Annotated in this window: 8 protein-coding genes; all 8 read right to left on the bottom strand. The window is 45.2% G+C overall.

What is annotated here, in order from left to right; translation table 11 throughout:
- Positions 1-20: 20 nt before the first annotated feature.
- The 8 genes from NQ505_RS05335 to NQ505_RS05300 all read right to left on the bottom strand — a co-directional run bounded on the left by NQ505_RS05335 (position 21) and on the right by NQ505_RS05300 (position 14937).
- A complete protein-coding gene (locus tag NQ505_RS05335) occupies positions 21-1817 on the bottom strand; it encodes a RagB/SusD family nutrient uptake outer membrane protein (protein WP_009001284.1) in 1797 nt (598 codons plus the stop codon).
- 25 nt (positions 1818-1842) lie between these two features.
- Positions 1843-4929, bottom strand: a complete 3087-nt coding sequence (locus NQ505_RS05330; protein WP_009001285.1) for a SusC/RagA family TonB-linked outer membrane protein — start codon at positions 4927-4929, stop codon at positions 1843-1845.
- A gap of 22 nt (positions 4930-4951) precedes the next feature.
- Positions 4952-6838 (bottom strand): RagB/SusD family nutrient uptake outer membrane protein, encoded by a 1887-nt coding sequence (locus tag NQ505_RS05325; RefSeq protein WP_009001286.1) that lies wholly within the window; start codon positions 6836-6838, stop codon positions 4952-4954.
- Positions 6839-6858: 20 nt separating this feature from the next.
- Positions 6859-10044, bottom strand: coding sequence for a SusC/RagA family TonB-linked outer membrane protein (locus NQ505_RS05320; RefSeq protein WP_009001287.1), 3186 nt, complete (start codon positions 10042-10044; stop codon positions 6859-6861).
- A 140-nt stretch (positions 10045-10184) separates the two neighbouring features.
- Positions 10185-11171 carry a glycoside hydrolase family 43 protein gene (locus NQ505_RS05315; protein ID WP_032854061.1) on the bottom strand — a complete coding sequence of 329 codons (987 nt, stop codon included), beginning with the start codon at positions 11169-11171 and terminating at the stop codon, positions 10185-10187.
- 28 nt (positions 11172-11199) lie between these two features.
- Positions 11200-12831, bottom strand: coding sequence for a DUF1735 domain-containing protein (locus tag NQ505_RS05310; RefSeq protein ID WP_009001289.1), 1632 nt, complete (start codon positions 12829-12831; stop codon positions 11200-11202).
- A gap of 21 nt (positions 12832-12852) precedes the next feature.
- The gene (locus tag NQ505_RS05305) at positions 12853-13257 is read right to left on the bottom strand and encodes a hypothetical protein (RefSeq protein ID WP_009001290.1); all 405 of its coding nucleotides are present in this window, start codon (positions 13255-13257) and stop codon (positions 12853-12855) included.
- A 21-nt stretch (positions 13258-13278) separates the two neighbouring features.
- Positions 13279-14937, bottom strand: a complete 1659-nt coding sequence (locus tag NQ505_RS05300; protein ID WP_032854062.1) for a hypothetical protein — start codon at positions 14935-14937, stop codon at positions 13279-13281.
- Positions 14938-14987 lie beyond the last annotated feature (50 nt).

The raw sequence follows: 14987 nt of genomic DNA, 5'->3' as shown, positions 1-14987 counted from the left end.
GTATTTATATCAACCACACGTTATTCCCAACCCTGATTATTAATTAGATTCTTGTTCTTTTCCAACTCTGAATATGGCAGCGGAGTGAAATAGTTTTTCACTTCATATTTCCGTTGCTCCACCTTCTGCACTTTGAAGCTGAATGTACCGTCTTCATTGCGGGTGACGGCAACTCCTTCCACCTCTTCGTTCAACGGCAATACCCAGCGCCGCATATCAAAATAGCGATGATTCTCAAAAGCAAACTCCAAGCGGCGTTCATTCTGAATCAGCTTTCTGAACGAATCCTTACTTTGAGCTACTTCATCCAGATAAAGATCAAAGTTAATGCCTCCTGCCTGCAAACGGATTGTTTTCATTATTTCATAAGCAGAATACAGACATCCCTCCCCTTTCACCGTCGGGTTGCCCCATGCCTCATTGGCAGCTTCGGCAAAGTTAAGAAGAACTTCCGATTTCCGTAATAAAGGATTGTAATGAACCGAATTTAACGTCTGAATCGGATTCAGCATAGCCGATTTCTTGGATACGAATTTAGCCAGATAATAACCGGAACGTGTAGCATTCTCGCTAAACGACGGGGAATCTTTTCCACCCTCGGACATATCCAGCGACTGACCGGAATCGCCAAATGTAGCACTGTGATAATAAACATTCAATGCAAAACGATTATCCAGTACGGCATAGAGCTGCATCATATCAAAGTCTGGATCAGACAAGTCGATACCCGAACGGACGTCGGTTGCCGGATAACCGTTCTTCGCATAAAAAGCCTTTACCAGATTATGAGAAGGAGTAGCACGGGCACTTCCATAATAAAATGGTGGGAAATGAAAACCCTCCAGCAGATTGTTATTAAAATACCTGCGGAAAGCATAATCGGAACTTTCCGTCTGAACATCGGCTATGGAAGAAGCCGTGACAGGAACAAAAGTACCGAAACCTTCCATACCCAGAATCTTATTAATCTCTTTAGCTACCGCTTCCCATTTTGCCTGGTAAACTGTAGGGTTCAGTATTTCGAATTGTCCCATACCGGTAATCTTCGTCACGTCATCGTCCTGCATGGCTGGGCTGGCACTGTATAAAAGCGCACGGCTTTTCAGAACAGCCGCAGCAGCTTTCGTGGCACGCCCAATTTGTGTATTACCAAACTCCAGGTCATCTCCCTGATAAGCGTTCGGCAACAGTTCGATGGCATTATTCAAATCGTTTACGATAAAATTGACTGTTGCCTGATATGTAGGACGGAGAAATTCACCATTCTGCGCAGCTTCTTCCTGCGAAATAAAATGATCTGCCAACGGAATACCCAATGCTTTTCCATTCTTCCCCTTTCCACCGTACATCTTCAATAGTTCGAAATGCCACCATGCACGCAGGAAATACGATTCACCTTTCAGACGTAACTTGATTTGCTTGTCCACTTCCGTGTCGGTACGGTTGTACTGCACCTGGTCGGTCAAGCCGTTTTCGAGGAAAGAATTTACATAGTTCAGCATGTTGTATGCATTGCTCCAGTTTCCAATCGGATTGTTAAACGCCGTCATACCACCCATACTTAATTTATAGACAGAAGAGCTACGCAAATTGGTCATTGCATTATCAGTAGCACAATCCAGAAAGTTATCTTCGAAGCAATCCGGACGGTTGGCTATGCCATTATAAGCTTTATATAGTACGCCTTGAGCAAGCTCCGGGACTCTCCATGTATCGGAGTCTCCGATCTGCCACGTCACCTTGGTATCCAATGTGTCGTCACAAGCACAAAAGAGAAACAGACCTGCTAAAACGCAACTTCCTAATATATGTTTCATATTGCCATCTATTAATTGTTCAAAATTAAAATACAAAAGAGACTCCACCTGTAAAGCTACGTGTCACCGGGTAGTTGGTCACACCGGCATTCAGCAGTTCAGGATCCAGATCCTTCACGGAAGAAAGCACGAACAAGTTGGCACCACGGGCAAAAACCTTGATCTTCTTCACTACCGAACTCGGAGAGAACTGATTGAACGTATAGCTCAACTCGACATTCTTCATACGGAAGAAACTTGTATTCTCCAGCCAGAAGGAAGAATTACGGAAGTTGTTCTCACCGGCAGTCGTCGTCAGACGAGGATAGCTTCCGGTCGGGTTGTTTACCGGATGGTAACGGTCTAATGCCAGTTTGGAGTATTTACTTTCTCCGTTGTTCCAATAATAGGCATTCGTTGCCCAGGTGTGAACACCCAGTTCGGAGTATCCCTGAAGATACAAGCCCCAACCTTTGTAGCTTACGCTGAAGTCGATACCCAGTGTAGTGCGCGGGAATGAGTTTCCAAGTTCTTTCACATCACGACCATCGATAACCTTATCACCATTCAGATCCCGGTAGGCGATGTCGCCCTCCTGATAATCGGCAAATGTCTGGGTTGCATGCCCGTTGATAGCTACGTCTTTACCAAATAATCCTTCGGCAACCAATCCCATCATAGCATCGGTAGAGCGTCCTACGGTGTAGCGGTATTCTTCACCATGTTTCACCTGATTCCATTTCAATACTTTGTTCTTTGACCATACGAAATTGGCTCCTACCGAGTAAGACCAGTCGTTGACGCGGTCGCTCCAGGTGAACATTCCTTCTATACCGTGATTCAGGACAGAACCCATGTTATCCTGGTAAGTAAAGTTGCCTGTATAATCCCCGTAAGATGCATCGACAGAACCAATGATGTCTGTATGTTTTTCACGGAAATAGTTTATTTCGGTATATAAGCGGTTGTTCAGGAACAGACCTTCCACACCGATATTCCATTCTGCCGCCTTTTCCCATTTCAGGTTCGGATTGCCTGCACGGACAAAAGTAGAATAGTAAGCCGTAGCACCGTTGTTCGTTGTTCCGAACCGGAAACTGCCGTCCTGTGCCCAGGCACGTTCATACAATAAATGTTCCGTGCTTCTGTCATATCCCAGAATACCGGCACTCGTTTTCAGTTTCAGGAAGTTCACGTATTCATTGTCTTTCAGGAAATCTTCATTGCTTAGAATCCAGGCAAGACCACCCGCAGCAGAGAAGAAATATTTGTTTCCCGGTTTGAAACGGTTGCTTCCCATCAATGCCATATCGGCTTCCACAGCATAACGATGGTCGTACATATAGTTCAGGCGCAATGCGTAGTTGGCATTGATGATGTCCTGGGTCACTCCCTGATTGGTTGTTTTCGAGTACATATAAGTCAGGCGTGCCGATACATCGTGTTTTTGATTGAATGTATTCTCATAACCGGCAAAAGCATTCCATCCCAATGTCTGTTGCAAGGTAGTCGACTTCCGGCTTTGTGAAGTGGCTACATCTGTTTTCTTCATCTGGGTGTACATGATTTGTTCCTCACCGGCAAAGTCACGGTATGTCTTGATGGCATACGTCGGATAGACTTTGCTCAAAGAGAGTTGTAAGTAATCATAGTTGTCGAAAGAAAGGAAAGCACCGGCTTTCAATCCTTTTGTCAGCATATCAAGATCAAATTTCAAACCGATATTGGTCTGGCTGCGTGTATAGCGTTCGTCTGTATATCCTCCGTACATGGTTTCCGCATAAGCATTCATCGGCTGCCGGAGACTTGCACCGAATAAAGGAATCCCGTCCGAACCGCCTGCCAGTCCGGTTTCTTCCGGTGACATTGTCAGCGGGTATTCATTCGGACGATGAGTAGACAAGGCCGTAAATACCTGTCCGCAGTCCAGTTGCCCCCATTTACGCATTTCCATACGTCCGGCCACGTCTGCAGATATAGTCAGGAAATCCGTTACGTTGAAGTCGAGGTTTCCGCGAAGCGTCAGGCGGTTCAGTTGCGGAGTATAGCCAACGTCTTCAAATCCGCTCCCTCCTACATATCCGGCAATCAGCGCATAACGCACCCTGTCAGTACCACCCGTCATATCGAATGAAACTTTCCGGTAATTAGCGTTCTGGTTCAATAGCTGGTCGGCCAGATCGACGTTCGGGTAGAGCAGGTCATTGGCTCCTTTGGAGTTTTTATATCCTTCCAGTTGTTTTTGGTTATAGTAAGGAGTCATCCCGTCATTGGCACGCGCTTCATTATACAGATTAGCATACTGATAGGAATTCAGGAAATCCGGTGTGCGTGTCATCTGCACCACTCCTACTTCGGCAGTGGCATTATAAATACGGCGGTTGGCCTTTCCTCTGCGAGTAGTCACCCACAGCACACCATTCGCCGCACGTGCTCCGTAGAGAATCTTGGCAGTGGCATCTTTCAGCAACTCGATACGTTCGATTTCTTCAGGAATCAAATCCGCTGCCGGACGCTCCACACCGTCGATAATAACGATAGCCGTATTCTCCGACATACCATGCTGGCCACGGATAAATAAATCAGGCGTATTATTTCCCAATCCGCTGACCGTAGAGCGGACCTGTAAACCTAACATTTTACCTTGCAGCATATTCGTCAGAGTCAAATCCGGAAATGTTCCGAACTGTCCGTTCTCCAGTACGCTCGTTGCACCTACTTCATTTCCTTTATATGTCTTTCCGCCATCGGCTCTGTTCACCAGCGATTCTTCAGTCAGGAACAGGGGTTCTTTCTTCAGAACAATCTTTTCAGGCACTATATTGCTGCCCGACAGTTTATACACCTTATCCTCATATCCCAAAGCTTCGACCATGACGGTTGCATCATTCTCCACTTTCGTCTGAAAACGTCCTTTTGCATCTGTATATAGAACGACTGCACCTTCTCCACAAATGATAGAAACATTCTTCAACGGGCTACCTTTCTCGTCGGTAACAATAGAAACTATTTCCACCAGAGGCTTCTTCGCCGACTTTCTCTTTGATTTATTCTGCGCGAAAGTCAGATTAGAGCCAACGATAAGGACAAATATCAGCCCTATCAGTCTTATATATCTATTATTGTTTCTCATATACTTTTCTTTATTTTAGGTATCACCATCCGGGATTCTGTTGAAGATTATCCAAAGCCGCCACTTCATCCATCGGTAGCGGATACCAATAATTACGCTTGTTAAACGTCCGCACGGCTGTCCTCACCGGAACATACTCATAAGTGAAGTCGGTCAACTTATAAGTACAGGCTTTTTCCACTTTCAACTGGTCGGGAGTATAAGAATGGTTGATCGGGGTGGCTTTAACGCCCATAATCGGATATTCACCCTTAAACAAGTCTTCAGCAATCATCCAACGGCGGATATCGTACCAGCGGTGTCCTTCGAACATCAATTCCACACTACGTTCCCGGCGATAAGCTTCTCTAAAGTCCACTCCATCCGGCAGTTCACCGATTCCGGCCCTTACGCGGATTTTATTCAATGCCTGACGGGCCGACATCGTACAACCTGTCACTATTGCATCCGGATCACCTGTCGCTTCATAAGAAGCCTCTGCCATATCCAGATAAACCTGTGAAACGCGAATGTACACAGCCACCAAGCGATATAACTGGAAACCTGCATCACCAAACAAAGGAACACTTGCTTCCGGCCAGATAAACTTCTTACACATATATCCGGTTTGCTGGGAACCTCTCGTAAACTGGTTGGTAGAAATAAAGTTCTCGGAATAACCGCCCGAATAAGTGGTCACATAATAAGGAACACCCTGCAAATTCTTTCCCCACTGTTCACCAGGGACAAGGATATTGTTAGTGAGACGAGGATCTCTATCCGAGTAAGGATCGGTAGTTTTTACCGCATCATAACCGGAACGCGGATCAGTGATCGGATAGTACTTGCCATCAGCTCCCATGCGTTCGTACATATCTACCGCATTTTGTGTCGGAGCATTATAAGGAGTACCTTCGGCACCGGTCTTGTTATCATAAGGTTGCGTCAACCACTGCGCTCTGACGAAAGCCGACCAGTTGCCGTGGTGCCAACGCAGGAACCATAAGTATTCCGGCTGTGCGAACTGGTTGGAATTAGGCATTAACTGAATACTGCGGTATTCGTCATGATTCATCAGACGATAATATTCGTGGCTTTCGATAGCATTGATAGCCTTCTGCGCACTACGGGCAGCCTCGGCAGCCATTTCTTTTCCATATCCTTTGTTTTCAATCGAATTCAGGTCATTCTGCATCAAAGGGCTGGCCGCATAAAGTTGTGTCATTGCTTTTAATGCCATAGCACCCACTCTGTCAGGCCGTCCGTGTTCTACATCCGACCAGCTTAATGGCAAATATTCAATGGCTTTATCCAGATCAGTCTGCATCCAGGCATTGGATTCCTGATAAGTTTTACGGGGGAAGTCGAAGTCGTCCGATGCTCCCCAAAGCTGGTCAAAGATAGGCATTCCACCATATCGTTTGATAATTTCAAAATAGAAATAGGCACGCAGGAAATGAGCCTGTCCCAGCAATTTTCTTTTCTGGTCTTCCGTAATCGATTTCACCTGATCGACTCCGTTAATCACACGGTTCACGATACGAAGTCCGGTATAAGCACGCGAAATAGCACTTTTAAAATTCGCTCCATCACTTTTACTTCCTATTTCGAAACGTGTACTCGCATTCTCCAGCCAGTTGCCTGCATTGACAAACTTCGACGGGTCATCATCGCGGACAGACGCATATTCATCGGATAAATTACCTACCGTTACATACGTATTTGAATAGGAGTTGATACCATGTGTGAAGATTAATATATCACCATTCAGAAAAATGCGGTCCATGAACCCTAATAAGCTGTTATAGTCTTTATAAACATCATCTTCGGAAAGTCCGTCATCAGGGGAGCGGTCCAGGTAGTCCTCACAACTTCCGAAAAACAACCCCAGCATAATGATCCATATCCAATTCAACTTATGTCTTCTCATATCAGTAAATTTAAAGTGTCTCATAATCCTAATCTAAAACCAATATTATAACGTCTCACCATCGGATACACATTCTGTCCCGAATGCTCCGGGTCACGACGTGAATCGCCTTTCGAGAATGTCAGCAGATTGGTACCGTTGATATATATCTGCAGCTTTGTCAGATGCACAGGTTGTAGCCAGCGTTTCGGAATCTCATAATTCACTTCCAGATTCTTCAGACGAAGATAAGCATGGTTGGTATACGTATAAGTACTGCCCACCGAGTTGTAGTTTCTCTGTACATGAATACTAGGGCGAACGGCTCCGCTCTGAATCGGGGCATCGGCTGTCCATGTGTTCAATGTATTGGGTTGAGCTTTGATGTTACCTGCAGGGAAATCCCATAAGTAAGACGGAATCGCTTCCTTATAAACATCCATGGCACTGTACCACAACATATTGAATCCGAATCCTTTGTAAGAACCTCCCAGTGTAAATCCGAGGGTAGTTACCGGATAGTTCAGGTCTTTCATCGGAACCATATCTTTGGCATCGATCATGCCGTCTCCGTTGTAATCAATGTAATACAAGTCACCGGGAATCAGTGTGTTGTGTGCACCGTTGGCAATAGTAGACTGCGCCGAGTTATAGATATCGTCCAACGACTGGAAGTTACCTGTTGCCAGGTACTTGTTTACGTATCCGATTGATTTCCCGGCTTTCTTCAGATATTCACTCTGATTCTTCGGGTCGTCAATAAAGACGATACGGTTCTCGCTGGTGGCAAAATTGAATTTCGCGTAATAATTGAACTTTCCAATCCGGTCGTTCCAGGCAATATCCAGTTCGAGACCGTGATTTTTCGTCTTACCCAGATTCACCTGCGGGAAAGCGATACCACTGTCCGCCCAAGACGGAATCGTGTTACGCGTCATCAGAATGTTATTACGCTTTTCATCGAATAAATCCAACGTAAAGTTCAACTTGCCCCACAAACCTATCTCGATACCGATATTCTGTTTAACGGATTCTTCCCAGGTAGCATCCGGGTCGGCCAGCTTGCCTTCTTTATACAAAGGTCCCCAATTACTGGTCTGATATTTACCGAACTGTGTATTTTCGGAGAGTTGCTCGAATTTCTGAATATAGTTGAAACGGGTAGCACCTTTATCATTACCCACCACACCATACGAATAACGCACTTTCAGGTTGGTCAGTATTCCTTTGGTCCATTTCTTTACCCAAGGCTCTTCACTGATACGCCAACCGATAGAAGCGGACGGGAAAAAACCGAAGCGGTGTCCCGGAGCAAATTTTTCCGAGCCGGTATAAGCACCGTTAAACTCGGCCAGGTAACGTTCTTTGAAGTTGTAAGTCACACGACCCACCCAGTCTTCTTCATAAGCCGGGAAGTTCATAACGGCCACATTATCACTAGTCGATTCGTTCATCTTACGGTTGAACACAAACAAGGCACTTACATCATGGTCGCCAAACTGACGGTTGTAATTCAATGCCACTTCATAATACAACTTACGTCCGTAAGCCTTGAATCCGTCATAAGCACCACCGACAGGTAAATCTCCAGGGGCATTTTCATCCGGATAGCGTTTCTCCGTATAATTATAAGTAATGGTTCCATCGGGATTGTAAATAGGATTGGCATAATCATACACACGATTGATACGGATATGCGTACGTTGAGCAACCAAATCATCTTTACCCAGAATCTTACCCGGCATAATCTGGGTACTCCATGATGAAGAAGTGGTATAAGACAAGGATGCTTTCAATGATAATCCTTTAGTGACAAAGTCCAGTTTCTGATTCAGGATCACGTCATAGAAACCTTGGTGTTGCTTAATGTTACGACTCCCCCCTTCTGTCATCAGACAGACAATGTTCTGATCGGAACTTAACCCGTCTCCCCATATTCCATTGCTGTATTTAATCGGAAACTCATTACTCGGAGCTGTGAAGAACGTTCCGAAAAAGCGTTCATCCGGAGAATCGACATTCTCATAATAGGACGGTTGATTCTGATAACCCATCTTACCGGCCACATTGAATGACAGTTTGGTAGTATTCGTTATATTGAAGTCGAAATTACTACGCCAGTTATAGCGGCGATAGGAGAAAGAAGGATCAAATTCCTCCTGTTTGGTCGTATTAAAGATATCGCCGTCATGCAGATAACCCAAAGAAACGAAATAACTCATTTTCTTCGTACCACCCCGCACATTCAGGTTGTAGTTCTGCTCGTAACCTACATTCTTTACCATTTCTTTCCACCAGTCCACTTGCGGGAAAGCGTCATTGTAAGGGCCATAGTTTCCGGTAGCATACGCATTTTCCCATGCGGCAATAGTAGATTCGGGAACCAGTGCCCCCCAGTTGGCATCATTCGCCTGGGCTCTGTTATACTGTTTCATGGAAGTCACATAGTCCGACCATTCGGGAGCGGCAGACGGTTGTTTGAAACCAAAGTTGGCAGTGAATGAAATCTCCGGTTTCTGTTCCAGTCCCCGCTTGGTGGTAAGCAAGATAACGCCGTTCGCACCTTTCACACCGTAAACAGCAGTGGCCGAAGCATCTTTCAATACAGAAATGGATTCTATTTCGTTCACATCGACATCATTGAAATCACGCTCGATACCGTCCACCAACACAAGCGGAGCAGCTTCTCCCCAAGTAGACTTACCGCGAATCAACAAAGAGGCCTTGTCGGCTCCCGGCTTCGAAGTAGAGTTGATGGCAACCACACCGGGCATCTGACCTTGCAAAGCTTCGGACACGGAGTTCACGCTACCTACCTTTAACAAGTCGTCTCCCTTTGCCGTAGCAATGGAACCCACACTGGATACCTTTTTCTGAACACCATATCCTACCACTACAACTTCCTCCAGTGTCTCCGCATCCTCTCCCAAAGAGATGACTCCCAACGTTGTCTTATTCTTTAAATCCAGTTCCAGAGTTTTATAGCCCACATAAGAAATGACAAGTATGTCTCCTTTCGATGCTTTCACGGAAAAATTACCGTCAAAATCAGTAATCGTACCGCTGCCTGTACCCTTCACGCGAACGCTGACACCAATCATCGGTTCGCCGGATACTGCATCCTTCACTTGTCCCTTCCAATAGATTTGTTGTGCATGCACACTCAATGTACAAAGCAAAAAGCAACAAAGACAGAAGAAAGAAAAATAAAGTCTGTTCCTTTTCATAAACATTATTTTTAACTGTTAACAAATTCTTTATCTCATAGCACAAATTAAGCGGGAAAATCTTCAAATAAAAGGGAAGAATCTCCTTAAAACCCGTACAAATGTGCAAAATAGATTTCTCTACTACATTTCTGAACAAATCACTTCCACATTGGCTTTATGACGTGTTCTTTATCTACGGTGATGCTGTATAAGCCGTCATTTCCTTTCTCCAGGATGAGCGGAACAATACGTGTTTTACGAGGCTGCACGGTAGAATCCGAACGATGGACATGATAGACATAATAGTATTTTCCATCCAGCCCTTTAAACACATCTCCATGTCCCGATCCGTTTTCTCCTACCAGGCTACGATGAATGATCGGACTGTTCGGATGCTTCTTCCACGGACCGAAAGGAGAAGTAGCAGTAGCATAGCCCACCGCATAGTCAATATTCATAAAATGATTGGCGGAATAGAACAAGTAATACACCCCGTCCCACTTCATTACTGTCGGTCCTTCCATCACCGGTGCGGACTTGTAGTTTGGAGTCTTTTCCCAAGGCTCCGTGCAGTCCATACATTGTTTCAACGTTTCCGGTTTGATGCTTCCCTTCTTCATGTCAAACTCGGCTACCCAAAGGTAATTTCCTTTATTAAAGCGGACATGATACAGGTAGTATTTCCCATCATCATCCTTAAACAGAAAGGAGTCGATATTTTTGGCGGAAGCGTCTATCGGTCTGACTTCTTTCTGCCGGAAAGGACCGAATACCGATTTTGAAGAAGCAATCACCGTTTGCTCATTGGCGGTATAAGTGAAATAATAGGTTCCTTTTTCCTTAAAATATTGAGGTGCCCAGAACCCTTTTTCGCCATACGTGCGGTCACCTTTCCGAAGAATCAGTTGCAGGGAACTACCGTTGGGCACTGTCCAATGCTCCAAATCGGTCGATTCGAGAATGGAAAAGCCCAGCGGTTCCTGGTTGCGCGTACCGGTGAGGTAATACTTTCCGTTCTCTACAAAGATAGTAGGGTCGGCAAAAGATATTTCTTTCCAATCGTCAGCCTGCAGTTGGGAGACGGACATCAATGTCGCTCCCAAAGCAAGTGTCATTCGTAAGAGGATTTTATTGAATGTATTCATCAGTCTATAATTATTATGCTATTTCCTGTTAATTCAGTTCCCATGCCAAACGGGGTTGTTCACCGTCAAGGTTCCATATAGAATTATCCCAGTCGAGGGTACGAACGGCTTCCATCAAGTTACTGATCGTAGTCAGACCGTTGTAACGATCTACCGTAGTGATAGTACCCACGTTTACGCTGGCCTGGTCAGGCAGTGCGGGATTACCAGAGAAAACACATTCCATCATAGGATTAGCGTAACAGGAATAAGCTACATTCTGGCTATACCGTCCGCACACCTTACCCGATTTTGGCGCGGCTTGAGAGAATAAATATGTATTCCATGCCACACAGTGATGAACGGTAATGCCGCTCCCGGTAGTATTGTTGGCATTACCCATGATACCTCCCACCTGATTTTGTGCCGATACATCGCAATCGCTCCAGCAGTAAGATATAGTAGAGGTTGTAGAAGCACCGGACATCGGTTGCACCCATCCTGCAATACCACCACCCGGATTAGCTACCACCATGGGAACCGCTTTCATCACTCCGTGTGAATAGCAGTGGGAAATAGTACTTCCAAGTAACCGGCTGGCAATACCGCCGACGCATGACTGGGTAGTGATATCACCTATATGATAACACTGTTCTATAGCAGCTCCCTCACGCACTTCACCGCAAATACCACCTGCCGACCACAAAGCGGTAATCTTCGTCTCCGAACCACATTGATAAATCTTACTTTCTGCTCCGTGAAGTCGTCCGCAGATACCGCCTGCCTGACCGTCATCCCATGCATTGTTTCCCGAAGTTAAATTGATAGTGCCCGATACCCGAACATTTTCCACTATACCCGCACCGGAAACGTTACCTGCCTGCCCGGCTACAATACCCGCAAGCTTTTTATCAGCGGTAACTTGCGCGTTCGTAAACGTCACATTGGCACATCGTCCCGTCAACATACCGAAGAAGCCCTGATAACCGGATGAAGAAGATGTAATTTTCAGATTATTGATAACGTGTCCGCAGCCGTCGAAATCCACAGGTCTGACAGCAGTGGCTTCCACCGGAGTCCAGTCCATCCCTTGCAGGTCGATGTCCGCACCCAGACGTACGTAAGTAGTCTGTCCGTCTTTGAGATATTCACCGAGCTTGGCCAAGTCTTTGGGCGCAGTGATGATATATGGATTACCGATACCACCCTGTTTTTGTTGCAGATAGAAAGTCATGGTACTCTTCTCTTCGTTGACGGCAAGATCGTCAGACTTCAGTTTCAGACCGAGCACGTATTTCTTGGTGTTGTCCAGCGTAGTAAGATCATGGAAACGCAAACCGACAGCATGCAACACATCGTCACCTTTGAAGTCGAGACTGTTGGCATCCAGGTCATAGTTAGCCGCAGGCAATAGCGTGTATTCCTCGCCAAACGAGTGGGCATCGACTACTGCAAATTCCGCTTTCGCTTCCTTTTCGCAATGGCTCTTCTCTACCATAATGGTATATTCATATTCAGGCTCATCCAGATATAGGTCATACTTGCCAGTCTGATTAAGTGACAAAGTGATACCGGAATAAGTAACTTCCGCCTTTTCCGGCTGCGTCAAATCCATAACTTCACCACAGGAAACCAATGAAAACGCCATCAACGACGCTGCAATAGGAATATATCTTTTCATAATTCAATTCTTTTTTAATGATTAAAAAACAGGGATTACCATACCAACATTGTCACCTGACAACCACACTTTTCCACCATCTATCCGAACTACTTCAATCTCCATCTCTTCTTTGAGGAAAGAAACTCCCCGGAATGAGAATGCCACCCTTATTTTCTGACCGACAGTTGCAGGTTTCCCGGTAAACTTCACATGAATGTATTTGCTTTGATCCGAATTCTGCAAACGATAAGTCAGGCGCTTGGAATTGATTGCAGCCTGAACCTGTTCCTGCTCCGCAAAAGTACAAACTCCATCCAGACTATAAAATCCTATTTCGGTATATCCCGTTATATCCTTTCTATCAACCCCGTTTTCAGCATAATCCGTTTCTGCGCAAGAGGCGAAAACCAACAGGCATGCCAATAATACATATATTACTTTCATAAACGAATAAATTTAAGATAATTACTTTCTAATGGTTGCCGACAATGTTTCTACCGATCCATCCTTATAAGTCACTTCGGCCGTAAGCACTTGTCCGTTCAGGTTCTTATTCACTATATCGATTTCCCGTCCATCCACTTTCAACTTGTAAGAAGCGGCATCAGCCGGCAAATTCAACAGTTGCACCAACGCATATCCATCCACTTGCTGATATTTCAACAAAGGAAACTCTCCCGTCACAAGCTTAGTTTTGACATCATCTTCCCACAACACACTGTCATCCGACTTCAGCAACGCTACATGATATGTTGTGCCGGGAACAAGATTTTCAACCAGTGTATAATCGCTTTCCGAATCAAGCGACTGACGTACTACCTCTGTACCGTCCTTGTCTGTCACCGACAACACTCCCGTCTTATCAGCTCCGTTACCCCAACTAATAAATAACTCCTGTTGCCCTTCGACAAGACTGGAAATAGCCAGCCCATTTTGAGCAGCGATGAAATCAGGATATAATAATGGATTGGGATTGTAGAACCCGTTTGCATCCAGTCCTAAATAACGGGAAAAATAAATTCCTCCAAGCTCCCACATTTCAGTATTCGCATCGTAAACAGCTCTCGCCCCACCGGGAACAACGCTAAAACGCCCGGTAATGGCATACGTATCATATTTCTTGAATACCTCATAAAAAGTCTTATACCAATTCTTCGGATACCAGGAGTAACTCTCAAAAAGACTCTTGAACTCGGTAGCACTAACCGGTGTACCGGCATTCGCCTTTTCAGCTATCAGATTAAGATATTCGTAGATTTTCATTCCGGCTGTATAACCATTCTTGGTTCCCCATTCTCCCAACGCATCGGCCACATGAGGATTCAACGCACGCACCATAGAGAATTCCGTGCAAATCAGTTTTTTGGTTACACCGTACTTATTGCGGATGATCCGGAAATCATCTTCCGCCTGATTGATATTCAATGCGTGAACATGCAGGTCGAGTCCCACCACATTAGGATTGTTATTAACCACAGAGACTACCGCAGGCACCGTTTCGCTCTTCGGCAACTCGGACACACGGTTCAATGCCCCGGCATAAATATCAAATGTCCAGCCGTTCGCCTGCTTCCAAGTAGTCAGCCGATTGGCAAACTCATTCAGAAATGCCCGGTAATCATCACCGTCGGCATGACAGAGGTCGGTATCCAATGCATTTTCCCACTCCGGTTCGTTACCCATAACCAAAATGTCAATATTCTGCGCCATCTGATAAGTTTGCAGTAACACTTCCGTTGCCCGGAATATGTACTCCATCTCCTTCGTCCCTACTTTGGGAACCGTATCGGTATATAATTCAAAAGGTATTTTCAGGCTTAATATGAACTTCACGCGGTCGCCCAACGCTTTCTTGGCCTGGATAAATTTCAGTGTGGGAATATGTGTCTTGATGGCTTCTTCTTTCACACCTACAATCTTCCCGTTTTCATTTTGAAGAAACAGAGTGGGGATATTGACAAACCCTCTCACCCAATTCACTTTCGACTGCTTCAGCATCTCTATTTCCGTAATCGGGTAGTCTATATTTTCATTATAGTTCGCCCCCAAATCCTGCGCCTTTGTTCCCATTGAACATAAGAACAGCAATACAAACATTAAAAAAGCTTTCATTTTCATATACATACTTCAAGGTTAATTGTCCGACATCGAACAGAACAAAGGTAGAGAAATAA

The organism is Bacteroides sp. D2, assembly GCF_025147085.1.
In the GTDB taxonomy this organism is placed as follows: Bacteria; Bacteroidota; Bacteroidia; order Bacteroidales; family Bacteroidaceae; genus Bacteroides.
The sequence above is the reverse complement of the archived record's forward strand: the minus strand, read 5'-3'. Positions and strand labels throughout refer to the sequence as shown.